The organism is Streptomyces sp. NPDC002835 (assembly GCF_053591995.1).
Window position 1 is genome coordinate 18,371 of sequence record NZ_JBSFUW010000043.1, and the last position, 22,969, is coordinate 41,339.

Here is a 22,969-nt window from a genome sequence, read left to right on the forward strand (position 1 = left end):
TCTCCAGCATGTCTGCTGAATCTTCCGAGCGTGCTCAGCACGCGGACACCGGCGCCAGCTACGCGGCCGCGGGCGTCGACATCGAAGCGGGCGACCGTGCGGTCGAGCTGATGAAGGAGTGGGTGAAGAAGACGAAGCGCCCCGAGGTCGCCGGCCTCGGCGGCCTGGGCGGTTTCGCCGGCCTCTTCGACGCCTCCGCCCTCAAGCGCTACGAGCGTCCGCTCCTCGCCTCCGCCACGGACGGTGTCGGCACGAAGGTCGACATCGCCCGCCAGCTGGGCGTGTACGACACGATCGGCCACGACCTGGTCGCGATGGTCATGGACGACATCGTCGTCTGCGGCGCCGAGCCGCTGTTCATGACCGACTACATCTGTGTCGGCAAGGTCCACCCCGAGCGGGTCGCCGGCATCGTGAAGGGCATCGCCGAGGGCTGTGTGCTCGCCGGTACGGCGCTGGTCGGCGGCGAGACCGCCGAGCACCCCGGTCTGCTCGGCCCGGACGACTTCGACGTCGCGGGCGCGGGGACCGGCGTGGTCGAGGCGGACCGGCTGCTGGGCCCCGATCGCATCCGTAAGGGTGACGCGGTCATCGCGATGGCGTCGTCCGGGCTTCACTCCAACGGGTACTCGCTGGTCCGGAACGTGCTGTTCGACCGGGCGAAGATGTCCCTGGAGCAGCGGGTGGAGGAGCTCGGCCGGACGGTCGGCGAGGAGCTGCTCGAGCCCACCAAGATCTACTCACTGGACTGCCTGGCGCTCACCCGGACCACCGAGGTGCACGCGTTCAGCCACATCACCGGCGGCGGCCTCGCCAACAACCTGGCGCGGGTCGTCCCCGACTCGCTCCACGCGGTCGTGGACCGGTCGACCTGGACCCCCGGACCGGTGTTCGACCTCGTCGGCAGGGCCGGCCGGGTCGAGCAGCTCGAGCTGGAGAAGACCCTGAACATGGGCGTCGGCATGATGGCCGTCGTCCCGCAGGAGTCCGTCGACGTGGCGCTGACCACGCTGGCCGACCGCGGGGTCGACGCCTGGGTCGCCGGCAGCATCGTCGAGCGGACCGACGCCGGGCACACGGGCGCCGAGCTGACCGGAACCTATGCGTCGTAGCGGCCCGGAGGCCGCCGTCGGCGAGGCCCTCTCCTCCGGACCGGGCCGGCGAGCCCGGCGGCATCCGGAGGAGCGGGCCCGGAGCTGAACAGCACAGAACCCGGTCCGGGGTCGCCCCAGGACCGGGTCAGTGTCAGTACAGCGTCAAGCGCCGCGGCGTTGTTGCGACGACGGGCCGGACTCTTCGTCCTCGTCCTCGTCGTCGTTGTACAGATCCGCGTACTGTGCGTACGGGTCGTCTTCCTCGTCGTCGTCCTCGAACGGCTCGCCGTTCGGAGGCTGACTCGAAGTCGAAGCGCCCAGCTCGTTGGCCAGACGCGACAGATCAGTCCCGCCGCTGTTGTACTTCAGCTGGCGGGCGACCTTTGTCTGCTTGGCCTTGGCCCGGCCGCGCCCCATGGCTCGACCCCCTCGGTGACGGGGCTCGACGGCCCCAGAGTCTTGACACGCGTTCATGAGTCGGAACGGACTCTCCTCGGAGAGACCGGTCCGTAGGGCTTCAACGGTACCTGCTTCCGCGGCCATACGGTACGCCGCCCGCATCACGGGCCCCTTCGCAGGACCGGCGAGGAGCCCTGTCCTCGCTGGTCAACGGCGATTTTAACCCTTTCGCGACGGTCGACCCGCCGACCGGGGTGAGTCATGTCTCCCCACGGCCGGCGGGCCGGCCCCCACGATCAGCGACCGCGGGCCTCCGCCATGCGCTGTTCAGCGATCCGGTCGGCCGCCGCAGCCGGCGGAATACCGTCCGCCTTCGCACGTGCGAATATCGTCAGCGTGGTGTCGAAGATCTCCGACGCCTTCGCCTTGCACCGGTCGAAGTCGAACCCGTGGAGTTCGTCGGCGACCTGGATGACACCGCCCGCGTTCACCACGTAGTCCGGCGCGTAGAGGATCCCGCGGTCCGCGAGGTCCTTCTCGACGCCCGGGTGGTCCAGCTGGTTGTTGGCCGCGCCGCAGACGACCTTGGCCGTGATGGCCGGGACCGTCGCGTCGTTCAGGGCCCCGCCGAGCGCGCAGGGGGCGTAGACGTCCAGGCCCTCGGTGCGGATCAGGGCGGCCGTGTCGGCGGCGGCGGTGACCTGGGGGTGCCGGCCGAGGATCCGGCGCACCGACTCCTCGCGCACGTCCGTGATCACGACCTCGGCGCCGTCGGAGACCAGGTGGTCGACCAGGTGGTGGCCGACCTTGCCGACGCCGGCGATGCCCACCTTGCGGCCCCGCAGGGTCGGCTCGCCCCACAGGTGCTGGGCGGACGCCCGCATGCCCTGGAAGACGCCGTAGGCGGTCAGCACGGACGAGTCGCCGGCGCCGCCGTTCTCGGGGGAGCGGCCGGTGACCCAGCGGCTCTCGCGCGCGGCGACGTCCATGTCGGAGACGTAGGTGCCGACGTCGCAGGCGGTCACGTAGCGGCCACCGAGGGAATCCACGAAGCGGCCGTAGGCCAGCAGCAGCTCCTCCGACTTGATCTGCTCGGGATCACCGATGATCACGGCCTTGCCGCCGCCGTGGTCGAGACCGGCCATGGCGTTCTTGTACGACATTCCACGCGAGAGGTTCAGCGCGTCGGCGACGGCCTCCTGCTCGGACGCGTACGGGTAGAAACGGGTGCCGCCGAGGGCCGGGCCCAGGGCGGTGGAGTGGATGGCGATGACAGCCTTCAGGCCACTGGCGCGGTCCTGGCACAGCACGACTTGCTCGTGCCCGCCCTGCTCCGAGCGGAACAGGGTGTGCAGTACGTCGGCATTGGCGCCGGTCACATCGGTCACGGTGGTGACTCCCAAGTACGAAGCGGCGGGTGCGGTCCCTCCTCGATCATCCCGGTCGCTTGTGGCAGGGGAGGCCGGGAAGGTCCGGTTGGGCAAGAGAGTAAGTCCTACGCGTGCGTAGATCCGACCCCGTGCCCGAGATCACCCTCTCGCGGGGTGCCGGCGTGGAAGGATCGCGGCATGCCGGCGCTGTCCTCTGTTCTCGTCCCTTACGCGTCCTATCTGCGGATCTATGAGCCGCTGGCGGCCTTCCCGGAGCCGGAGCGCGGCCACTGGGCCCGCTACGCCCGCCGGGACGCCACGCCGACCGCACAGGACGAACTGCGCCGCTCCCTGGCCGACTTGCTGCCGACCCCGCCGGTCCCCGTACCGGTCCACGAGAGCGCCGACGCGTTCGTGGCCGACGTGGACGGTGTGGTCTGCGTCTGCCCGTGGCGGACCCGGCTGCGTGGCTGGCTGGCCCTCGGGGAGCTCGCCCAGCAGCTTCCGGAGCCCCTGCTGGACGCCGCGCTGCCGCCGGTGGTGCGGGGGCAGGCGGAGGCGGACTTCGATCAGTGGCGCGCACGCAACCCGGACGCCCGGCCGTGGATCAGGACGGCGGTCTGGCATGTCCCGGTCGGCTGGTTCACGCTCTTCACCGACGAGGAGCGGGAGTACGAGGCGGCGGGCCCGGGCGCGCCCGTGCTGCGCTACCGGACGCCGATGGTCCAGGCGCGCCGGCGGGTGGCGCGGGCCCTGCGGACGCTGCGGGAGACGATCGACGAGGGCCCGCTGACCGACGCCCTGGTGGACGTGGGCCGCTGGCTGGAGGAGTTCCATCCGCGCTCGCTGGTCGAGCTCGACTACGGCGGCCTGGTGCACGCGCTGCCCGGGGAGCAGCTCGCGGAGGACCGGTCGGCGGCGGATGTGACGGAGGGCATCACGGCGCTGCGGGCCGGCGACGGCGAGGGGGCGGCCGAGGCGTACGCCCGGCTGACGGAGCGCTGGCGGGCCGTCAGAGACCGTCAGTTCGCCAACTGAAGGCCGACTTCGTTGTCCGGGTCCCGCTGCGTACAGGACGTAGGTCCCGATCCGGGCACTTGCCTCAAGCGTGACGGACTGCACTAACCGCGCCCTTGCGCCCATCACCTACCCTCGTGTCAAAATAGGACAAGGAGTCCGGGGAGGGTTCCTTCCGTCCAAGTGTGGGCGGAATGCTCAGCATTGCACTCTATGGGGGGTCTGGCGACTCCTGATCGCTCTGTGACTGATCGTTACTGTGACGTGACTGTCCGTTATGGCATGGTCCATCGGGCTTCGGCCGCTGATGGACACCTGAGAGGGCAATTCCATCGGTTTGGCCGACGTCGCTGGACAGATGGTGTAGTTGTAGTGCCGAGGACAAGCCGTTCGTCCTATAACCGACTCGGCCTGCGTCCGCCATTTCGGGCAACGCGGGTCAAGGTGCAGAATTTAGAGGAAAGAACCGAGAAGGTTCGGTTCTCCCGAGGAGGCCGCTCATGACCGCTCGCACCCCTGATGCCGAGCCGCTGCTGACCCCGGCTGAGGTTGCCACCATGTTCCGCGTGGACCCGAAGACGGTCACCCGCTGGGCCAAGGCAGGCAAGCTCACGTCCATCCGCACGCTCGGAGGACATCGCCGGTACCGCGAGGCAGAGGTCCGCGCACTGCTTGCGGGGATCCCGCAGCAGCGCAGCGAGGCCTGAACACACCCCGTTTGACCGGGCATTTCCGGGGCCCCCACCTCGGAACGCCCACCCCTAGCTCCACGTGACGGCGTCTGCCCCAACAGACCTTGTCATCGATCGCGCTGGACTCCGCCGGGTCCAGCGCGATTTTTGTTGCCCGAGGGGCGGCTGGGGCGCTGAGGGCGCCTTGTGGCGACCTGTGCCGGACCGTCCTGAGGGGAGTGCAATGGCACATATTAAATCGGACGGTTGTAGGGAGGGCCTAAGTGTCGAGGTTCTGAAAACCAGTTCGGTGACACCCGTCACACTGCCCGACTCTTGCCAAACCCCAGCCTGTCACGGAAAAGAGCGTCACAGAGCGGCCGTTGGTCACTCCTTGGTAGGACCTTTGTCATCGGCTGGCGCCGGCTCGTGCGGCGGATCGTGCAGTGCCTCGCGTGTCGGCTCGACAACCTGGGGCAGGAACGCCTTCGGCACGCGGTTCCGTGGCTCGTTCTCCGGGCGCTCCATGGCGAGCCGCAGGAGGCGGTGACAGATGGGGCAGGACCTCGTGAGGTGCCGGTAGCCGGAATAGGCCGACAGATGGGCGCGCAGCAGCGCCCTGGTCTCGTACCGCCTTGCCGTGGACGCCGCCATGCACGTCACCTCCGGGTGTGTGCCGTCCCCTAGTGACTGGGTACCCGCGGCAGATGACGCCGTCAAGACGGCCCGGCGCACGAGGCTCCGCGCCGGGCAGGCGTGTGACGCGCGACAGCCTTCGTTACTTCGCGCGGTCCTGACGGGGTTTGGTGCGTCCGACGGCGGCTTCGCCGCATCGCACGACGAAGGCCCGCATCGTGTTGATGCGGGCCTTCGGTACTCGCGCGGTCCTGACGGGATTTGCTGTGTCCGACGGCGGCTCCGCCGCGGGCGCGGCCTCCTGCGGCCCTGCACGACGAAGGCCCGCACCAACACGGTGCGGGCCTTCGGTACTTCAAGCGGTCCTGACGGGATTTGAACCCGCGGCCTCCACCTTGACAGGGTGGCGAGCACTCCAAACTGCTCCACAGGACCAGGTTTCGCAGCCGGTTACTGCTCCCTTGGCTGCGTGGACGACTGTACAGCAGGTGCGACCATCAGGTCGAACTCACTCCCGGCGACGGGCCCGTCACGGCGCCGCCGCGTCGATCGCCTTCACGATCCGCTTGTCGGACACCGGATACGCCGTGCCCAGCGCGTGCGCGAAGTAGCTCACCCGCAGCTCCTCGATCATCCAGCGGATGTCCAGTACCGCCTGCGGCACGGGCCGCCCCTGCGGCATCTGTTCGAGCAGCCAGGCGTACTCGTCCTGCATCTCGTGGACCTTCTCCATGCGCGTCGTGTCGCGCTGGACGGCCGTCGGCATCTGCTGGAGGCGGCGGTCCACCGCGATCAGGTAGCGCATCAGGTCCGGCAGCCTGCGCAGCCCCGTGCGGGTCACGAAGCCGGCGGGCACGAGGGCCGCCAGCTGCTCGCGCACGTCCTGGACGTTGTTGATCAGGACCAGGCTGTTCGTGGCCTTCAGACGGCGCTCACAGGCCTGCCAGGCCGCCAGGATCTGCTGCACCTGGTCGATCGTGCGCACGGTGAGGTCGACGAGGTCGGCGCGGACCTTGTCGAACAGCTTCCGGAACGACTCCTCGTCCCACGCCGGGCCGCCGTGCTCCGCGATCAGCCGGTCGGCCGAGGCCATGGCGCAGTCCTCGAAGAGCGCCTGGATCGAACCGTGCGGATTGCGGGACAGCGCCAGCTTCTGCTGGTTCGTCAACTTGTCGGACGCGAACTTCGCCGGACTCACCGGGATGTTGAGCATGATCAGGCGGCGGGTGCCCCGCCACATGGCCTGCGCCTGCTCCGCCTCGGTGTCGAAGAGCCGTACGGAGACGGAGGAGCCCTCGTCGACCAGGGCGGGGAACGCCTTGACCGGCTGGCCGGCCCGCCGGGTCTCGAAGACCTTCGTCAGCGTGCCGATCGTCCAGTCGGTGAGGCCGGTGCGCTCCAGGGACTCCCCGGAGCCCGCCGGGCCCCCCGTGGCCGCCGCGGCGGCCTTGGAGAGCGCCTGACGGGCCTTCGGCTTCAGCTGGAGCCGCAGCGCCTCCAGGTCCTTGTCCTCCGCGAGCTTCTTGCGCCGCTCGTCGACGATCCGGAAGGTGATCTTCAGGTGGTCGGGTACGCGGGAGAGGTCGAAGTCGTCCGCAGAGACGGGCACGCCGACCATCCGCTGGAGCTCGCGCGCCAGGGTGACCGGCAGCGGCTCCTGGAGCGGCACGGCTCTCTCCAGGAACGCCTTCGCGTAGTTCGGCGCGGGGACGTAGTGGCGGCGGACCGGCTTCGGCAGGGAACGGATCAGCTCGGTGACCACCTCCTCCCGCAGGCCCGGGATCTGCCAGTCGAAACCCTCGTCCGTGACCTGGTTCAGCACCTGGAGCGGGATGTGGACGGTGACGCCGTCCGCGTCCGCGCCCGGCTCGAACTGGTACGTCACCCGGAACTTCAGCCGGCCCTGCCGCCAGGAGTCCGGGTAGTCGTCCTTGGTGACCTCGCCGGCCTTCTCGTTGATGAGCATCTCGCGCTCGAAGTCGAGGAGTTCCGGCTGCTCACGTTGCTTGTGCTTCCACCACGAGTCGAAGTGCGCGCCCGACACGACGTGTTCGGGCACCCGCTGGTCGTAGAAGTCGAACAGCGTCTCGTCGTCGACGAGGATGTCCCGCCGGCGGGCCCGGTGCTCCAGCTCCTCGACCTCGGTCAGCAGCCTGCGGTTGTCCGCGAAGAACTTGTGGTGCGTGCGCCAGTCGCCTTCGACCAGCGCGTTGCGGATGAAGAGGTCGCGCGAGACCTCCGGGTCGATCCGCCCGTAGTTGACCTTGCGCTGGGCGATGATCGGCACGCCGTACAGCGTCACCTTCTCGTACGCCATCACCGCCGCCGCGTCCTTCTCCCAGTGCGGCTCGCTGTACGTACGCTTCAGCAAATGCTGCGCGAGCGGTTCGATCCACTCCGGTTCGATCCGCGCGTTGACCCGGGCCCACAGCCGAGACGTCTCCACCAGCTCGGCGGACATCACGAACCGCGGGGGCTTCTTGAAGAGGGCGGAGCCGGGGAAGATCGCGAACTTGGCGTTGCGGGCGCCCACGTACTCGTTCTTCGCGCCCTCCTTCACGTCCTTCATCCCGACGTGCGACAGCAGGCCGGCGAGGAGCGATACGTGCACCGACTGCTCGGGCGCGTCGTCCTCGTTCAGGTGGATCCCCATCTGCTTCGCCACTGTGCGCAGCTGCGAGTAGATGTCCTGCCACTCGCGGATGCGCAGGAAGTTCAGATACTCCTGCTTGCACATCCGGCGGAAGCTCGAGGAGCCGCGCTCCTTCTGCTGTTCGCGGACGTAGCGCCACAGGTTGAGGTACGCCAGGAAGTCGGACGTCTCGTCCTTGAAGCGGGCGTGCTGCTGGTCCGCCTGCGCCTGCTTCTCCGCCGGGCGCTCGCGCGGGTCCTGGATGGAGAGGGCGGCCGCGATCACCATGACCTCGCGGACACAGCCGTTCTTGTCGGCCTCCAGAACCATGCGCGCCAGCCGCGGGTCGACCGGCAGCTGCGAGAGCTTGCGGCCCATCTCCGTGAGCTTCTTGCGCGGGTCCTTCTGCGCGGGGTCGAACGCGCCGAGCTCCTGGAGGAGCTGCACACCGTCGCGGATGTTGCGGTGGTCCGGCGGGTCGATGAAGGGGAACTTCTCGATGTCGCCGAGGCCGGCCGCGGTCATCTGCAGGATGACCGACGCCAGGTTCGTCCGCAGGATCTCCGCGTCCGTGAACTCGGGACGGGAGTTGAAGTCGTCCTCCGAGTACAGCCGGATGCAGATGCCGTCCGACGTACGGCCGCAACGGCCCTTGCGCTGGTTGGCGCTGGCCTGGCTGACCGGCTCGATCGGCAGCCGCTGCACCTTGGTGCGGTGGCTGTAGCGGGAGATACGGGCGGTGCCCGGGTCGATCACGTACTTGATGCCGGGGACGGTCAGCGACGTCTCCGCGACGTTCGTCGCCAGCACGATCCGGCGGCCGGTGTGCTGCTGGAACACCCGGTGCTGCTCGGCGTGCGACAGGCGCGCGTACAGCGGCAGTACCTCGGTGAATCTGTACTGCTTCTTGTTGAGCGCGTCCGCCGTGTCGCGGATCTCGCGCTCACCGGAGAGGAAGACGAGGATGTCGCCCTTCCCCTCGCCCATCAGCTCCTCGACGGCGTCCGTGATCGCGGTGATCTGGTCACGGTCGCTGTCGTCGGCGTCGTCCTCCAGCAGCGGCCGGTACCGCACCTCGACCGGGTACGTACGGCCGCTGACCTCGACGATCGGGGCGTCGCCGAAGTGCCGGGAGAAACGCTCGGGGTCGATCGTCGCCGAGGTGATCACGACCTTGAGGTCGGGGCGCTTCGGCAGCAGCTGGGCGAGATAGCCGAGCAGGAAGTCGATGTTCAGGGACCGCTCGTGCGCCTCGTCGATGATGATCGTGTCGTAGGCGCGCAGCTCGCGGTCCGTCTGGAGCTCGGCGAGCAGGATGCCGTCCGTCATCAGCTTGACGAAGGTGTCGCCGCCCACCTGGTCGGTGAAACGGACCTTCCAGCCGACCGCCTCGCCGAGCGGGGTGTCCAGCTCCTCCGCGACCCGCTCCGCGACCGTGCGGGCGGCGATCCGGCGGGGCTGGGTGTGGCCGATCATGCCGCGCACGCCCCGGCCGAGCTCCAGGCAGATCTTCGGGATCTGGGTCGTCTTGCCCGACCCCGTCTCGCCCGCGACGATCACCACCTGGTGGTCCCGTATCGCCTCCAGGATCACGTCCTTCTTCTGGCTGACGGGCAGCTGTTCCGGGTACGTGATCTCGGGCACGCGGCCGGCGCGCCGGGCGATTCGGGCCGCGGACTTCTCCGCCTCCGCGGCGATCTCGTCGAGCACGGCCTGCCGTGCCTCGGGCTTACGGATGCGACGGGCGCCTTCGAGACGGCGGCCGAGCCGGTGGGCGTCCCGCAGCGACGCCCCGGTCAGCAGGGTCTGGATCTCGGCGAGGGAAGTAGACATACGGACTCCAGGATCGCACCCCCGGGAAACCACTGGCGAACCCATTTCGCCCGCGAGCTGGTGCAGTATGGAGCGATCCTCCCCCGTCCGGTCCAGTCCACCGCCCCACCTGTGCGCCCCGAACTCCGAAGGGACAGCGCGTCCATGCTGATCCGCCGCGACAGCCGGCACCGCCTTGTGGTGACGGCGAGCCTGCTGCTGGGCCTGGTGGGAGCGCTTCTCGGAGGCGGCGTGAGCACGGCGGCGGCAGCGACGTCCGGTCCCGCGCTCACGGTTGCCTCCGCGGCCGCCGGCCCGGTGCAGTCCCCGGGCTGCGGTCCGAGCAGCGACGCCGACGACGGCGGCGTGCGTCCCGGGACGCCGCCGCGCGGCTCCTCCGCGTACGAGCTGCTGCCCGCGCTGCACCGGGCGGGCGGGCCCGTCTCCCCGGCGGCGCCGGGTCAGGCGTTTCTCGACGTGTCGCCGCTGCCCGTGCCGCCGCCGGCGCCGCCCTCCCCGGTCGAGCTCTCCGTCCTGCGCGTCTAGGCCGACGGCCCCAGCCCTCTCACCAGCTCGGATCCGCCAGACCTTCGCTCAGGAGCACCACCTTGTCTTCTTCCACCGCTCGCACCTCGCGTCCCTCGCGCCCTTCGCGCAAGCCCCTCGTCATCGGCACGGGCGTCGTCGCCGCGGCGCTGCTGCTCGGCTACGCCTCGTACACGGCGACCAAGCCGGACGCGTCGCCGTCCGCCGGCTCCTCGTCCGCGGCCTCGTCCCCGTCCGGCGCCTCCGCCGCCGACCCGCAGGGCGGCGCGTACCCCGCGCTCGAGAAGCTCGCCCGCCGCGACGGCGACGACAAGCTGGCGCAGGGCCGTACCGACGCGCCCGTCGTGATGATCGAGTACGCCGACTTCCGCTGCGGCTACTGCGGCAAGTTCGCCCGTGACACCGAGCCCGAACTGGTGAAGAAGTACGTCGAGGACGGCACCCTGCGGATCGAGTGGCGCAACTTCCCGATCTTCGGGGAGGAGTCGGAGTCCGCGGCGCGTGCCGCGTGGGCGGCGGGGCAGCAGGACCGCTTCTGGGAATTCCACGCGGCCGCGTACGCGGAGGGCGCCAAGGAGAAGGGCTTCGGCAAGGACCGGCTGCGGGCCCTGGCCGGCGAGGCGGGCGTCGCCGACCTCGACCGTTTCACCCGCGACCTGGACAGCGAGGCCGCCCGTGCGGCCGTGAAAAGGGACCAGGAAGAGGCGTACGGGCTCGGCGCCACGTCCACGCCGTCCTTCCTGATCAACGGGCGGCCCGTTGCCGGCGCGCAGCCGACCAGGACGTTCACCGAGGCGATCGAGGCGGCGAAGAAGGCCGCGGGCGAGGCCGGGCGGTGAGCGACATCGGCTATCTGGCCGCCCTCCTCGGCGGCCTGCTCGCGCTGGTCAGCCCGTGCAGCGCGCTGCTCCTCCCCGCCTTCTTCGCGTACTCCATCGACTCGGCGGGCAGGCTGCTGGCCCGCACCGGGGTCTTCTACGCGGGCCTGGCGACCACGCTCGTGCCGCTCGGCGCGGCGGGGTCGTTCGCCGGGCGGCTGTTCTACGGCCACCGTGACCTGCTGATCGCCGTGGGCGGTTGGCTGATCGTCGCGCTCGGCGTCGCGCAGATCCTCGGCATGGGCTTCGCCTCGCGCCGTATCGCCTCGGTCACCGGCCGTATCCGGCCGACGACGGCGATGTCCGTGTACGCCCTCGGCCTGGTCTACGGGCTGGCCGGCTTCTGCGCCGGCCCGATCCTGGGCAGCGTGCTGACCGTGGCGGCGGTGAGCGGCAGCCCCGTCTACGGCGGTCTGCTCATGGCGGTCTACGCCCTGGGCATGGCGGTGCCCCTCTTCGTGCTGGCCCTGCTGTGGGAACGCTTCGATCTGGGTCGCCGGGGGTGGCTGCGCGGGCGGGCGCTGCGGGTGGGGCGTTTCGAACTGCACACGACGTCGCTGCTGTCGGGGCTGTTCTTCATCGTCCTCGGCGCGGTTTTCCTCGCCTTCGACGGGACGACGGCCCTGCCGGGCCTGCTGTCGGTCGACGACTCGTTCGCGGTCGAGGAATGGGTGTCGGGGGTGGGGGCGGCGGTGCCGGACTGGGTGCTGCTGGGGCTTGTGGTGGCGGGGGTGGGCGCGGGGCTGGCGGCGCGGGGGTGGGGGCGGAGGCGGGACCGGGTGTGAGGGCGGGTGCGGGTGGCGCCTGCGGCGGGCCTGCTCCCCTACCCGCCCCTTCCCGCAACCGGGCTCCGCCCGGACCGGTACCGCGCTCCGCGCGGTGGCCTCAAACGCCGGCCGGGCTGGGAATGCCGCTGCGCGGCAAGCCCGGGCCGGGCCCATCCAGCCTCGCTGGGGGCACTCCCCCTACGCCTGGCGGCGTCGGAGGTACCCCCTCCCACGGCCGCCAGGCCGTAGGGGGAGTTTGAGGCGCGGGGTTCGGGGCGGAGCCCCGACAAGACCGGCAAGCTCAAGCCCTCCGGCAGGCCAGGGCGCGTCGAAGGCCCCGGCTCGGAGGAGCCGGGGCCTTCGGGGTGTGGCTGGGGCCGGGGTCGAACCGGCGACCTATCGCTTTTCAGGCGATCGCTCGTACCAACTGAGCTACCCAGCCACGAGACTCTTCCGAGCCTCAGCGGTCCTGACGGGATTTGAACCCGCGGCCTCCACCTTGACAGGGTGGCGAGCACTCCAAACTGCTCCACAGGACCAAGCTTGTGCGGGACTAGTCTCGCACACGGTGTTGCGTGCCCCCAACGGGATTCGAACCCGTGCTACCGCCTTGAAAGGGCGGCGTCCTGGGCCACTAGACGATGAGGGCGAGTAACCGGTACCGCTACTTCTCCGGCATTCCCGGGGGACGTGAGAAGCATGTGACTCCGCTTTCCCCCGAGAGGTTCCGCTTCTCCCTGGCCCCTTGCGGGGTTCGGGACGGTCAAGCCCTGACCGCTGCCCTTGGGCACGACGAGACTGTACTACGGCATTTGGGCCGCGACCAAACTGAAACAGGTGCACCGTGCTCAGAGGGCGGACCTCCTCGGCGAGGTTCGCGAGGTATTCACGGCGTGGGCGCCGGTGAGGGGCTGGGGGTGGCCGGGGGCGGTGTCCCGGACGGGCTGCCCGACGGCGAGGGGTCCGGTTCGGGGTCCTCGGCCAGATGGCGGCTGACCTCCGCCGTGGTCAGCCCGAGGCCGCCCAGGGTGATCTCGTCCCACGCCTGCATCCGGCGGGTGTCCCGGTCCAGGTAGAGGACGGAGGCCCGGACCTTCTCCGGCTTCTCGTTCTGGACCGCCCGCAGGCCGCCGCCGCCCGTGGAGCCCTCGATCTTCAGGCGGGTGCCGTGCTTGAGGATCTCGGTGTGGCGCCGGTGGACGTGGCCGGCCAGGACGAGGGGGACCGTGCCGTCGGTCTCGCGGGCGGCGACCGGGTTGTGCGCGACGGCGATGTCGACGGGCGTGCTGGCGCGTTCCTGGTCGCGCAGGGCAGAGGCGAGGCGGATGCCCGTCATCCGTTCGGCCGGGTCGCCCAGGGCGACGACCGAGCGGTCGGGGGTGAACTGGGGGTCGCCGCTGCCTGCGATGCGCAGTCCGCCCACGGTCACGGCCCTGCCCTCGTCGAGGACGTGGACGTTCTTCAGACGCCGCAGGTACTCCTGCGTGACGGCGGAGTCGTGGTTGCCGCGTACCCAGACGTAGGGCGCGCCGAGGTCGGAGATCGGGTCCAGGAAGCCGTTCTCGGCGGCAGAGCCGTGGTCCATCGTGTCGCCGGAGTCGATGATCACGTCGATGTCGTACTGCTCGACGAGCGAGGCGATGATGTGCCACGCCGCCGGGTTGAGGTGGATGTCGGAGACGTGCAGCACCCGCATCGTGCCCGGGTCGGGCCGGTAGGCGGGGAGGGTGGACGTCGCCTCGTACAGCTTGGTGACGTTGGTGACGAGCCGCGCCAATTCTTCCTGGTAGACGCTGAATTCGGTGACGATCGAGCGGGCGTTGCCGACGACGGACGGCGCGGAGGTCAGCAGCCCGGAGAACCTCGGCTCCAGGACGGACTTCGGGTTCCAGGTGGCGTACGCGCTGATGCCGGACGCGGCCAGCAGGGCGAGCGCGAGGCCGCCCGCGGCGAGGGCCCGGCGGGGGCGGCGGTAGACGGCGAGGCCCAGCGCGGTCGCGCCGGAGACGACGGCGACGCAGGAGCGCACGGCCAGCTCGGTGGTGCCGTTCCGGACGTCGCGGTTGATCTCCTCCTCGAGGCCGGAGATCAGTTCCGGGTGCTCGACCAGGAGCTGGGAGCGGACCGGGTCGAGGCGGTCGACGTCGACGTCGAGACGTACCGGCGCGGTGTGCGAGTCGAGCTCCAGCGCGCCCAGCGGTGACACGTTGATCTTCGTTCCGCCGGTGAGATCCGGGCGCAGCGTCATCGTCGTGTCCATGGGGCCGACGGGCGTACGGACGTTGCCGACGACGAGCAGTCCGAGCCACGCTCCGACGATCACGACGGTGGTCAGGCCGAGCGCCCGGAGCCACGGCCGCGGAGTGCGCGCCAGGGGCGCGCTTCCGGCGCGCGGGGAGCGGCCGCGCCGGGGCATACGGCGCCCGAGACGGGCGAGTGCGGCGCGGATCGGGGACGGTGACGTGAGCGAGCGGGGCGGTTGCGGGGCTTCGCGGGCCATTCGTCCCGTATGCCCGCGCGAACGGGCGGCCATGCCGGGGCGACCACTCGCACGGCGTACGTGACAATGGCCGGGTGCTGGAGATGACGCGCGAGGAGTTCGAGGAACTGGTCTCCGAGGCCCTGGACAGGATCCCGCCCGAACTGACGCGGCTGATGGACAACGTCGCGGTGTTCGTGGAGGACGAGCCCGCCGCGGACGACCCCGATCTGCTCGGGCTCTACGAGGGGACTCCGCTGACGGACCGCGGCGAGTGGTACGCGGGCGTGCTGCCCGACCGCATCACGATCTACCGCGGGCCGACGCTGCGGATGTGCGAGAACCGCGAGGACGTCGTCGCCGAGACCGAGATCACCGTGGTGCACGAGATCGCCCACCACTTCGGCATCGACGACGACCGGTTGCACGAACTGGGCTACGGGTGACCTCCGGTCCGGCGGCCGGCTCCGGCGGCGACGCGGAGGCGATCGACCCGGACGTCGACCTCCATGTGCCCGCCCAGCGGGCGGAGACCGCCGGCGCGCACAAGTGGCCGGTGCTCGCCGCGATCTCGGCGGGCGGCGCGGTGGGCGCGGCCGCCCGGTACGGCGCGTCCCTGCTGTGGCCGGCGCCCGAGGGCGCCTTTCCGTGGGCGGTGTTCTGGGTGAACGTCCTCGGCTGCGGGCTCATCGGCGTGCTGATGGTGTGCGTCAGCGAGGGCGGCCGTGCGGCCCCGCCGCTGCTGCGGCCGTTCCTCGGCGTGGGCGTGCTGGGCGGGTTCACGACCTTCTCGACCTTCGCGCTCGACTTCTCGGAGCTGCTGGAGCGGGAGGAGGCGGGCACCGCGCTGGCGTACGCGGGCGGCACGGTCGCCGGGGCCGTGGGGGCGGTGTGGCTGGCGGCGTCGGCGGCCAGGGCGCTGGTGAAGCGGGTGGCGCCGCGGTGAACTGGCTGATGGTGGTCGTGGGCGCCGCGATCGGGGCCCCGCTGCGGTATCTGACGGACCGTGCGGTGCAGGCCCGCCACGACTCGGTGTTCCCGTGGGGGACGTTCGTGGTCAACGCGGCGGGGAGCCTGGTGCTCGGGGCCGTCGCCGGGGCGTCGGTGTCCTCGGGCACGTACGCGCTGCTCGGCACGGGGCTGTGCGGGGCGCTGACGACGTACTCCACGTTCTCGTACGAGACGCTGCGTCTGGCCGAGCGGGGGTGGCGGTTCCTGGCCGTGGCGAATGTGGCGGCCTCGCTGCTGGTGGGGCTGGGATCGGTCTTCCTGGGGCTGGAGTTGGCGCGGGCGCTCACCGCGTGACACGGGCGGCCCGCCCGTTCGGGTACCGGGATCCCGGGCGTGTCCCCTGCGGGGTGCCGGGAGTTGGGCAGTGCGACCCGCGTCCCCTGCCCCGGAGGTGCCCCGTGCGCCAGTTCTCTGCCCCTGGCCGCCGTACGGCCGTCTGGATCGCCGCGTCACTGGCGGTCCTGGCCTCGGCCGGCTGTATGAGCGTGAGTGACGACGAGAGCAGGAAGCCCGCGGTGAGCACGTCCGCCGACGGTGACGGGGCGGTGGCCGAGCCGGACGGCGGCCATGTGCCGCCGGGCGGGCACGGCCGGCGCGGCGCCGGCGGTGACTCCACCGGCCAGGACGCGAAGAGCGGGAGCGCGTCGCCGAGCCCGAGCGGGTCGGCGTCCACGGAGCCGGAGCCGACGCGGCCCGGCCAGCAGCCGCCGGCCTCGGAGCCGGCCGCACCCTCGGGCGGCGCGTCCCCCTCCGCGTCCCGGTCGTCCGCCCCGCCGCCGGCCGAGGAGTCGCCGGAGCCGCCTGCGGAGAGCCCTCCGCCGTCCGAGCCGGAGCCCTCGGACCCGCCGAGCGCGTCGTCCGCGCCGGAGGTCCACATCGGCGCGATGCGGGAGGTGGACCACCCCTCGGGGGCGCAGGCGGAGCCGGCCGCCTCACCGCAGCCCGGCGCGGCGGACGGCGCGGGCAGGGCGGGCGGCGACGCGGACGAGGGCGAGGCGGACGGGGCCGGCCGGCCGTCGGCGGCGTAGCGGCGGGCTGTGCGGGGGCCGTGCCGGGGCGCGCGGGCGGTGCGGTGGCGGTGCGGTGGTGGTCCCGTGGCGGCCGTGTGGTCCGGTTCACTCGGAGGCGGTTTGCCATCGTCCGGGGAGGGTGAGTATGGTGGTAGATCGTTTGATCCCATTGCCCGGCGCCGAAAAGAAGAGCGCCGTGTGGCGCGTACTCTCCCTAACCGTGGCTGACCGCATAGAGGCGGTCGATTTGCGAAATCACGGAGTTTGGGCGCGTGCCGAGACTCCGGAAGGTTTCGCATTTCGCATGTCCACTTTCAGCACTGATCACTCCGTCATGCCCGACAACGACGAGATTGTCACGACCGCTGAGGCGGCCGTCGTGGAGGCCCCCGAGGCCCCCGAGGAGCCCCAGATCACCTTCACGGAGCTCGGTCTCCCCGAAGGCGTCGTACGCAAGCTCGCCCAGAACGGCGTGACCACGCCCTTCCCGATCCAGGCCGCGACCATCCCGGACGCCCTGGCCGGCAAGGACATCCTCGGCCGTGGCCGTACCGGCTCCGGCAAGACCCTCTCCTTCGGTCTGCCGACCCTGGCCTCGCTGGCCGGCGGCCACACCGAGAAGAAGAAGCCCCGCGCGATCATCCTCACGCCGACCCGTGAGCTCGCGATGCAGGTCGCGGACGCCCTGCAGCCCTACGGCGACGTGCTCGGCCTCAAGATGAAGGTCGTCTGCGGCGGTACCTCCATGGGCAACCAGATCTACGCGCTGGAGCGCGGTGTCGACGTCCTCGTCGCCACCCCGGGCCGACTGCGCGACATCATCAACCGCGGTGCCTGCTCCCTGGCGAACGTCCAGGTCGCCGTCCTCGACGAGGCCGACCAGATGTCCGACCTGGGCTTCCTGCCCGAGGTCACCGAGCTGCTCGACCAGATCCCCGGCGGCGGCCAGCGGATGCTCTTCTCCGCCACCATGGAGAACGAGATCAGCACGCTGGTCAAGCGCTACCTGACCGACCCGGTCACGCACGAGGTCGACAGCGCCCAGGGCAACGTCACGACCATGAGCCACCACGTGCTCGTCGTGAAGCCCAAGGACAAGGCGCCGGTCACGGCCGCCATCGCCGCCCGCAAGGGCCGGACGATCATCTTCGTCCGCACCCAGCTCGGTGCCGACCGCATCGCCGAGCAGCTCTGCGACTCCGGTGTGAAGGCCGACGCGCTGCACGGCGGTATGACGCAGGGCGCGCGCACCCGGGTGCTCGAGGACTTCAAGAAGGGCTACGTCAACGCGCTGGTCGCCACCGACGTCGCCGCCCGCGGCATCCACGTCGACGGCATCGACCTGGTCCTGAACGTGGACCCGGCCGGTGACCACAAGGACTACCTGCACCGCTCGGGCCGTACGGCCCGTGCCGGCAAGTCCGGCGTCGTCGTCTCGCTCTCGCTGCCGCACCAGCGCCGCCAGATCTTCCGGCTGATGGAGGACGCGGGCGTCGACGCCTCGCGTCACATCGTCGGCGGGGCAGGCGCGTTCGACCCCGAGGTCGCCGAGATCACCGGCGCCCGTTCGCTGACCGAGGTCCAGGCCGACTCCGCGAACAACGCGGCCAAGCAGGCCGAGCGCGAGGTCGTCGAGCTGACGCGTCAGCTCGAGCGCGTCCAGCGCCGTGCGACCGAGCTCCGCGAGGAGGCCGACCGCCTGGTGGCCCGCGCGGCGCGTGAGCGCGGCGAGGACCCGGAGGCCGCGATCGCCGAGGCGGCCGAGGCCGCCGAGGCCGAGCTCGCCGCGGTGCCGGCCCAGGCCGAGCCGGTCCGCGAGTCCCGCGACGACCGCGGCAACTTCGACCGCCGTGACCGCCGCGACGACCGTCCCTCGGGCGGCTTCCGCCGGGACAACGACCGCGGTGGCTTCCGCCGGGACGACCGCCGGGACAACGACCGTGGCGGCTTCCGCCGTGACGACCGTGGTGGCGACCGTGGCGGCCGCTCCTTCGAGCGCCGTGACGAGCGTCCCTCGGGCGGTGGCTTCCGCCGTGACGACCGCCGTGACAACGACCGTGGCGGTGACCGCGGTGGGCGTTCCTTCGAGCGTCGTGACGACCGCGGTGGTGACCGTGGCGGCCGCTCCTTCGAGCGCCGTGACGAGCGTCCCTCGGGCGGTGGCTTCCGTCGCGACGACCGCCGTGACAACGACCGTGGCGGCTTCCGCCGCGACGACCGTCCGGCCGGCCACCGCGGCAGCGACCGCCCCTTCAACCGCGACCGCCGCGACGACCGTCCCTCGGGCGGCTTCCGCCCGGGCGCCGGTGACCGCCCCCACGGCCGCCGTGACGACCACCGCGGTGGCGCCGCCGGCTCCGGCTCCTTCGGTGGCGGCCGCCGCGACGACAAGCCGCGCTGGAAGCGCAACGGCTGACGTCCGCTGAATCCCGGTCAGGGCCCGTACGACACCTCGGTGTCGTACGGGCCCTGACGCGTTGAACGGGTTCGAAAATGTCTTCCGTTGTTTGTGGGGCTGCTGTTAAAGTCACCCCACTTACACGGGGGGCGCGGCCGGGGGGCCGCTTTCGGACTTATCTGGCATCACCTTCACCGTTGCTCCCCTGTGTCTCCAACAGCCGGGGGAGGACCCGAGTGCTCGCAGCGCTCTCCTACGCCACTTTGTCGTCTCGGGTGACGGGCAATGGCGGCGTGCCGACGGCGAGGGTGACTGCGGTGGCCATGAACGAGACGGGTACCGCGCCGACGGCTTCGACGTATGTCGCCGTGTGCCCGAACGGCACGACCCGCACCAGCGCGTCGAACCTGAACCTGGTCACCGGCCAGACGGCCCCGAACCTGGTGATGGTGCCCGTGGTCAACGGCAAGGTCAGCTTCTACAACAACGCCGGCTCGGTGAACCTGATCGCCGACGTCGCCGGGTACTACACCGGCTGATCCGGCGGCCGCGCACGTCGTAGCGCCAGGGCCCGTACACCACTTCGGTGGCGTACGGGCCCTGTTGCTAGGATCCGCCTACTTGTGCTGCGGGAGAGGCCGGGGGGATCTGGCCGGGAGAGCGCCGTCGGTGACGACCCGCACTCCGCCCCTTCAGCTCCGCCCCAGGGGAGGAACCGGGTGCACAGACGCCCATCCATTCGTCCTGCCGTGTGCGTCACGGCAACCTTCACTCTCGTCGCCGGACTCGGGCCGCTCGCCGTCCCGGCCGTCGCGGCGCCGAGCGCCGAATCCGTCGCCGGCCACGTCGACTTCACGCCCACCTCGCGCAAGCTGCCGCGCCAGGAGGAGATCTACAGCCTCGGGCCCACCGGCTATCTCCACGGCTCCGAGCGCCACAGCAGCGTCAGTGGTGACGCGTCGGTGTGGACGGCGTACGAGACCGGGAAGAGCACGGAACTCACCGGCCTCGGCGGGGGCCGGGGCCCCGGCAGCGGCGCTCTCGGCTCCGCCGGCGAGGGGTCGGACGTCGTCGCCTTCGACGACACCAGGAGCGAAAGCGTCGACCTCAAGGACATGGCCACCGGCACGGTGACCCGTGTCGAGGTCCCGAGCGGCGACGTCAGGGCCGGTGTCTTCGGCTCCAGCGTGCTGGTCGAGGACTACGAGGGCGACAACCTGGGCCAGGTGCCGGGCTGGTACCTGCTGCGCCCGCAGCAGGACGGCTCGACCGTTCGCACCCCGGTCGAGGGCTGGCCCGCGGGCAGCGACCTCAAGGACGGCCGGCCGCTGGGCGGCGACGCCCGGTCCGTCGTGGTCGCCTTCAGCACCACGCCCGACCCGTACGACCAGCCGGACATGCTCGGCGTGGTCGACCTGGCGACCGGCGCGCTCGACTCCTTCCCGGCCATGGCCTCCTCGCGCGCCGTCCTGGACCCCGGGCAGATCGCCTGGTGGGACCACCGCGACCGCAGCGTCCACATCCGCAGCCGCGCCGACCTCGGCGGCGGCGAGCGGACGGTCGCCGTGCCGGAGGACCTCGACCACGACCACTTCGCCCTCCTCGGCGACGACTGGCTGATCGCGCCGGAGAAGGACGGCACGACCGACCCGTTCGGCAGGGGCGTCGTCGCGTTCTCCCCGGACGGGACGCAGCGCAAGGTCCTGCTGGAGAACGCGGGCGCGCAGACCGAGCAGTTCCCCGGCGGCGGCGCGGTCACGATCGGCGGTGAGTCGTCCGACGCCTGGTTCGTCCACCGGGCCACGGTCGAGAACGGCACTCCGCTGCTGCGGAAGCTGCACCACATCGAGCCGATGACGGCCGAGGTCGGGGCGGTCGCCGTGGCCGGCGGCTCCGTGACGACCCTGGAGGAGAACGGCGTCAGGGACACGTCCGGCTTCTACCGCCGGGACCTCGCCCCGCTCACGTCCCCCACCACCGCCGGCAAGGCCGAGTGGCTCGGCCGTGAGACCAGCCGCTACGAGACCACGAGCTGTGGCGCGGTCGCCTGCGAGTCGGTGTTCGCCTCCGGTGACGGGCGCTCCGTCTACGAGGTCAGCACGACGCTGAACGGTACGACCACCACCGAACTCGTCGCCCGTGGCGGCACGGACCGCGTCGCGCGGGTGAACACGGGCCAGGGCTCCGGGCAGATCGTCGACACCTTCGGCCGGTACGCGGCCTTCGCGAGCGGCGCGGTCTCCGTCGGCCAGCCGGACCTGGCCGGGAATCTGGTCGTCGTCGACTTCGACGCGCCCGCCGGTTCCGGGATCGTCCTGACCAAGCCGCGTACGGCGGCGGCGATCTGGGGCAGCACCCTGTACACCGCGACGGGCACGGCCGGTGAGGTCGAACTGACCGACCTGCGGACGGGCACGCGGACGGGCACGCTCCAGACCGGCGCGAGCTGCGTCCCCGTCGAACTGCAGACGGCGGGCCGCTGGCTCTCCTGGTCCTGCCCGTACTTCAGGTCGTCGGGCGCGATCGACCGGGACAACGGCACCAAGGTGACGCTGCCCGACGGCCGGGGCCTGCTGGGCGACGGGTACTTCGTGACCGTCTCCGACACCTTCGCGGTGACGGAGTTCCAGGACGGCACGGCCGAGACCCGCGACCTGGGTGTGCGGCCGGGGTGGAACGGCGGACGCGCCACCATGCGGTACTCCTGGACCGTCGACCGCTTCGGCGGCGGCATCGCCTACCTCGACGACGAGTTCCAGGGCCACGTCATCCCCAGCGGTGTCCCCGTCTCCGGCCTGGCGGCGTTTCCCGCCGGTGTCCCGACGAGCGCCGACCTGGCCGGCGGCGCGGGCTGGGCGGCGAACTGGCAGCTCTCCCGGCCCGCTTCCTCCTGGCGGCTGACGGTGCACGACAAGGCGAACACCGCCGTGCACACGGTCGGCGGCGGAGGGACCCGGGGCCCCGTGCGGGTGGCCTGGGACGGCCGGGGAACGGACGGCAGGGCCGTCGTCGACGGTACGTACAGCTGGAGCCTGAAGGCCCTCCCGGCGGACGGCACGGGGCCGGCGGCGACCGCCACCGGCACGTTCCGGGTGACCGGCGGGACCAAGGCCGTCACCGGCACGTTCCAGCCGGTGCAGCCCAACCGCGTGATGGACACGCGGACCGGGCTCGGTGTGCCGAAGGCGAAGGTCGGCGCCGGGAGGACGGTCACCCTGCAGGTGGCGGGCACCGGCGGCGTTCCCGCGTCGGGCGTGACGGCGGTGGTCATGAACGTGACCGCGACGGGTCCGACGGCGACGACGTACGTGTCCGTGTACCCGAGCGGGACGACGCGCACGAGCGCGTCGAACCTGAACGTCCGTACCGGCGAGACACGTCCCAACCTGGTGGTCGTGCCGGTGGTCAACGGCAAGGTCAGCTTCTACAACTACGCCGGAACCGTGAACCTGATCGCGGATGTGTCGGGCTTCTTCACGGCGTCGGACGAGGGCTCGACGTACGAGCCGGTGACGCCGAATCGTCTGATGGACACGCGGACCGGGCTCGGCGTGCCCAAGTCCAAGGTCGGCGCGGGCCGGACCGTCACACTCCAGGTGACCGGCCGCGGCGGAGTGCCCGCGACCGGGGTCACGGCCGTGGTGCTGAACGTGACCGCGACGGGTCCGACGGCGACGACGTACGTGTCCGTGTACCCGAACGGGACGACGCGCACGAGCGCGTCGAACCTGAACGTGGTGGCGGGCCAGACGGCGCCGAACCTGGTGGTCGTGCCCGTGATCAACGGGAGGGTCAGCTTCTACAACTACGCCGGTTCGGTGAACCTGATCGCGGATGTGTCGGGCTACTTCACGTCCGCCCCCGACGGCTCGACCTACCGGCCGCTGACGCCGACGCGGTTCATGGACACGCGTATCGGCCTGGGCGTGCCGAAGGCGAAGGTCGGCGCGGGCCGGACGGTCACCCTCCAGGTGACGGGGAAGAACGGTGTCCCGGCGACCGGGGTCACGGCCGTGGTCATGAACGTGACGGGTACCTCGCCGACGGCGACGACCTACGTGGCCGTGTACCCGAACGGGACGACGCGCACGAGCGCGTCGAACCTGAACCTGGTGGCGGGCCAGACGGCCCCGAACCTGGTGATCGTCCCGGTGGTCAACGGCAAGGTCAGCTTCTACAACAACGCCGGCTCGGTGAACCTCATCGCCGACGTCGCCGGCTACTACGTGGGCTGACGCCACGACCTCCG

General features: G+C 71.2%; 18 protein-coding genes and 4 tRNA genes. 13 read left to right on the forward strand and 9 right to left on the reverse strand.

Features of this window, described 5'->3' with window-relative positions:
- Positions 1-8 precede the first annotated feature (8 nt).
- Positions 9-1,112: a phosphoribosylformylglycinamidine cyclo-ligase gene (gene purM, locus ACWD01_RS31865; RefSeq protein WP_451166703.1), complete on the forward strand. Its 1,104-nt coding sequence runs from the start codon at positions 9-11 to the stop codon at positions 1,110-1,112.
- 144 nt (positions 1,113-1,256) lie between these two features.
- On the opposite strand, the gene ACWD01_RS31870 is transcribed toward purM, so the two are convergent.
- Together ACWD01_RS31870 and ACWD01_RS31875 are read right to left on the reverse strand one after the other, a co-directional pair.
- On the reverse strand, positions 1,257-1,511 hold the full coding sequence (locus tag ACWD01_RS31870; RefSeq protein ID WP_159690167.1) for a DUF3073 domain-containing protein: 255 nt from the start codon (positions 1,509-1,511) through the stop codon (positions 1,257-1,259).
- Between the two features lie 278 nt (positions 1,512-1,789).
- Positions 1,790-2,881, reverse strand: coding sequence for a Leu/Phe/Val dehydrogenase (locus tag ACWD01_RS31875; protein ID WP_451166705.1), 1,092 nt, complete (start codon positions 2,879-2,881; stop codon positions 1,790-1,792).
- A gap of 180 nt (positions 2,882-3,061) precedes the next feature.
- Between ACWD01_RS31875 and ACWD01_RS31880 the strand changes: the two genes are divergently transcribed.
- Both ACWD01_RS31880 and bldC read left to right on the forward strand, forming a co-directional pair.
- Entirely contained in the window at positions 3,062-3,901 is an 840-nt protein-coding gene (locus ACWD01_RS31880; protein WP_451166707.1) for a hypothetical protein, read from the forward strand.
- 479 nt (positions 3,902-4,380) lie between these two features.
- A complete protein-coding gene (gene bldC / locus ACWD01_RS31885) occupies positions 4,381-4,587 on the forward strand; it encodes a developmental transcriptional regulator BldC (RefSeq protein ID WP_003949541.1) in 207 nt (68 codons plus the stop codon).
- 351 nt (positions 4,588-4,938) lie between these two features.
- Here the strand turns inward: bldC and ACWD01_RS31890 are convergent, their stop codons facing one another.
- The 3 genes from ACWD01_RS31890 to hrpA all read right to left on the reverse strand — a co-directional run bounded on the left by ACWD01_RS31890 (position 4,939) and on the right by hrpA (position 9,652).
- A complete protein-coding gene (locus ACWD01_RS31890) occupies positions 4,939-5,205 on the reverse strand; it encodes a DUF6274 family protein (protein WP_451166709.1) in 267 nt (88 codons plus the stop codon).
- Between the two features lie 342 nt (positions 5,206-5,547).
- A tRNA-Asp gene (locus ACWD01_RS31895) sits at positions 5,548-5,622 on the reverse strand.
- Between the two features lie 94 nt (positions 5,623-5,716).
- Positions 5,717-9,652, reverse strand: a complete 3,936-nt coding sequence (hrpA, locus tag ACWD01_RS31900; protein WP_451166711.1) for an ATP-dependent RNA helicase HrpA — start codon at positions 9,650-9,652, stop codon at positions 5,717-5,719.
- Positions 9,653-9,796: 144 nt separating this feature from the next.
- On the opposite strand from hrpA, the gene ACWD01_RS31905 reads away from it, so the two are divergent.
- The 3 genes from ACWD01_RS31905 (at position 9,797) to ACWD01_RS31915 (ending at position 11,840) form a co-directional block, all read left to right on the forward strand.
- Positions 9,797-10,177 carry a hypothetical protein gene (locus tag ACWD01_RS31905; RefSeq protein ID WP_451166713.1) on the forward strand — a complete coding sequence of 127 codons (381 nt, stop codon included), beginning with the start codon at positions 9,797-9,799 and terminating at the stop codon, positions 10,175-10,177.
- Between the two features lie 62 nt (positions 10,178-10,239).
- Positions 10,240-11,016 carry a DsbA family protein gene (locus tag ACWD01_RS31910; RefSeq protein WP_451166714.1) on the forward strand — a complete coding sequence of 259 codons (777 nt, stop codon included), beginning with the start codon at positions 10,240-10,242 and terminating at the stop codon, positions 11,014-11,016.
- The gene (locus ACWD01_RS31915; RefSeq protein ID WP_451166716.1) at positions 11,013-11,840 is read left to right on the forward strand and encodes a cytochrome c biogenesis CcdA family protein; all 828 of its coding nucleotides are present in this window, start codon (positions 11,013-11,015) and stop codon (positions 11,838-11,840) included. Before ACWD01_RS31910 ends, ACWD01_RS31915 begins: the two co-directional genes overlap by 4 nt.
- Positions 11,841-12,190: 350 nt before the next feature.
- Here the strand turns inward: ACWD01_RS31915 and ACWD01_RS31920 are convergent.
- The 4 genes from ACWD01_RS31920 to ACWD01_RS31935 all read right to left on the reverse strand — a co-directional run bounded on the left by ACWD01_RS31920 (position 12,191) and on the right by ACWD01_RS31935 (position 14,322).
- Positions 12,191-12,264: transfer RNA gene (locus ACWD01_RS31920), tRNA-Phe, on the reverse strand.
- 22 nt (positions 12,265-12,286) lie between these two features.
- A tRNA-Asp gene (locus tag ACWD01_RS31925) sits at positions 12,287-12,361 on the reverse strand.
- A gap of 37 nt (positions 12,362-12,398) precedes the next feature.
- Positions 12,399-12,471: transfer RNA gene (locus tag ACWD01_RS31930), tRNA-Glu, on the reverse strand.
- A 237-nt stretch (positions 12,472-12,708) separates the two neighbouring features.
- On the reverse strand, positions 12,709-14,322 hold the full coding sequence (locus ACWD01_RS31935; protein WP_451166717.1) for a metallophosphoesterase family protein: 1,614 nt from the start codon (positions 14,320-14,322) through the stop codon (positions 12,709-12,711).
- Between the two features lie 74 nt (positions 14,323-14,396).
- Between ACWD01_RS31935 and ACWD01_RS31940 the strand changes: the two genes are divergently transcribed.
- The 7 genes from ACWD01_RS31940 (at position 14,397) to ACWD01_RS31970 (ending at position 22,955) form a co-directional block, all read left to right on the forward strand.
- Positions 14,397-14,747, forward strand: a complete 351-nt coding sequence (locus tag ACWD01_RS31940; protein WP_451166719.1) for a metallopeptidase family protein — start codon at positions 14,397-14,399, stop codon at positions 14,745-14,747.
- Positions 14,744-15,247: a fluoride efflux transporter FluC gene (locus ACWD01_RS31945; RefSeq protein WP_451166720.1), complete on the forward strand. Its 504-nt coding sequence runs from the start codon at positions 14,744-14,746 to the stop codon at positions 15,245-15,247. The genes ACWD01_RS31940 and ACWD01_RS31945 overlap by 4 nt, the downstream gene beginning before the upstream one ends.
- Positions 15,244-15,606 carry a fluoride efflux transporter FluC gene (locus ACWD01_RS31950; protein WP_451166722.1) on the forward strand — a complete coding sequence of 121 codons (363 nt, stop codon included), beginning with the start codon at positions 15,244-15,246 and terminating at the stop codon, positions 15,604-15,606. Before ACWD01_RS31945 ends, ACWD01_RS31950 begins: the two co-directional genes overlap by 4 nt.
- Before the next feature lie 104 nt (positions 15,607-15,710).
- Positions 15,711-16,340, forward strand: coding sequence for a hypothetical protein (locus ACWD01_RS31955; RefSeq protein ID WP_451166723.1), 630 nt, complete (start codon positions 15,711-15,713; stop codon positions 16,338-16,340).
- Between the two features lie 286 nt (positions 16,341-16,626).
- On the forward strand, positions 16,627-18,738 hold the full coding sequence (locus ACWD01_RS31960) for a DEAD/DEAH box helicase (protein ID WP_451166725.1): 2,112 nt from the start codon (positions 16,627-16,629) through the stop codon (positions 18,736-18,738).
- Between the two features lie 218 nt (positions 18,739-18,956).
- Positions 18,957-19,259 (forward strand): hypothetical protein, encoded by a 303-nt coding sequence (locus tag ACWD01_RS31965; RefSeq protein WP_451166727.1) that lies wholly within the window; start codon positions 18,957-18,959, stop codon positions 19,257-19,259.
- Positions 19,260-19,469: 210 nt separating this feature from the next.
- Positions 19,470-22,955, forward strand: a complete 3,486-nt coding sequence (locus tag ACWD01_RS31970) for a FlgD immunoglobulin-like domain containing protein (RefSeq protein WP_451166729.1) — start codon at positions 19,470-19,472, stop codon at positions 22,953-22,955.
- The last annotated feature ends 14 nt before the right edge of the window (positions 22,956-22,969 follow it).

Coding starts and splice junctions, on each gene's coding strand:
- purM (WP_451166703.1), top strand. CDS start 9: ATGTCTGCTGAATCTTCCGAGCGTGCTCAGCACGCGGACACCGGCGCC.
- ACWD01_RS31880 (WP_451166707.1), top strand. CDS start 3,062: ATGCCGGCGCTGTCCTCTGTTCTCGTCCCTTACGCGTCCTATCTGCGG.
- ACWD01_RS31890 (WP_451166709.1), bottom strand. CDS start 5,205: ATGGCGGCGTCCACGGCAAGGCGGTACGAGACCAGGGCGCTGCTGCGC.
- ACWD01_RS31960 (WP_451166725.1), top strand. CDS start 16,627: ATGTCCACTTTCAGCACTGATCACTCCGTCATGCCCGACAACGACGAG.
- hrpA (WP_451166711.1), bottom strand. CDS start 9,652: ATGTCTACTTCCCTCGCCGAGATCCAGACCCTGCTGACCGGGGCGTCG.
- bldC (WP_003949541.1), top strand. CDS start 4,381: ATGACCGCTCGCACCCCTGATGCCGAGCCGCTGCTGACCCCGGCTGAG.
- ACWD01_RS31935 (WP_451166717.1), bottom strand. CDS start 14,322: ATGGCCCGCGAAGCCCCGCAACCGCCCCGCTCGCTCACGTCACCGTCC.
- ACWD01_RS31870 (WP_159690167.1), bottom strand. CDS start 1,511: ATGGGGCGCGGCCGGGCCAAGGCCAAGCAGACAAAGGTCGCCCGCCAG.
- ACWD01_RS31905 (WP_451166713.1), top strand. CDS start 9,797: ATGCTGATCCGCCGCGACAGCCGGCACCGCCTTGTGGTGACGGCGAGC.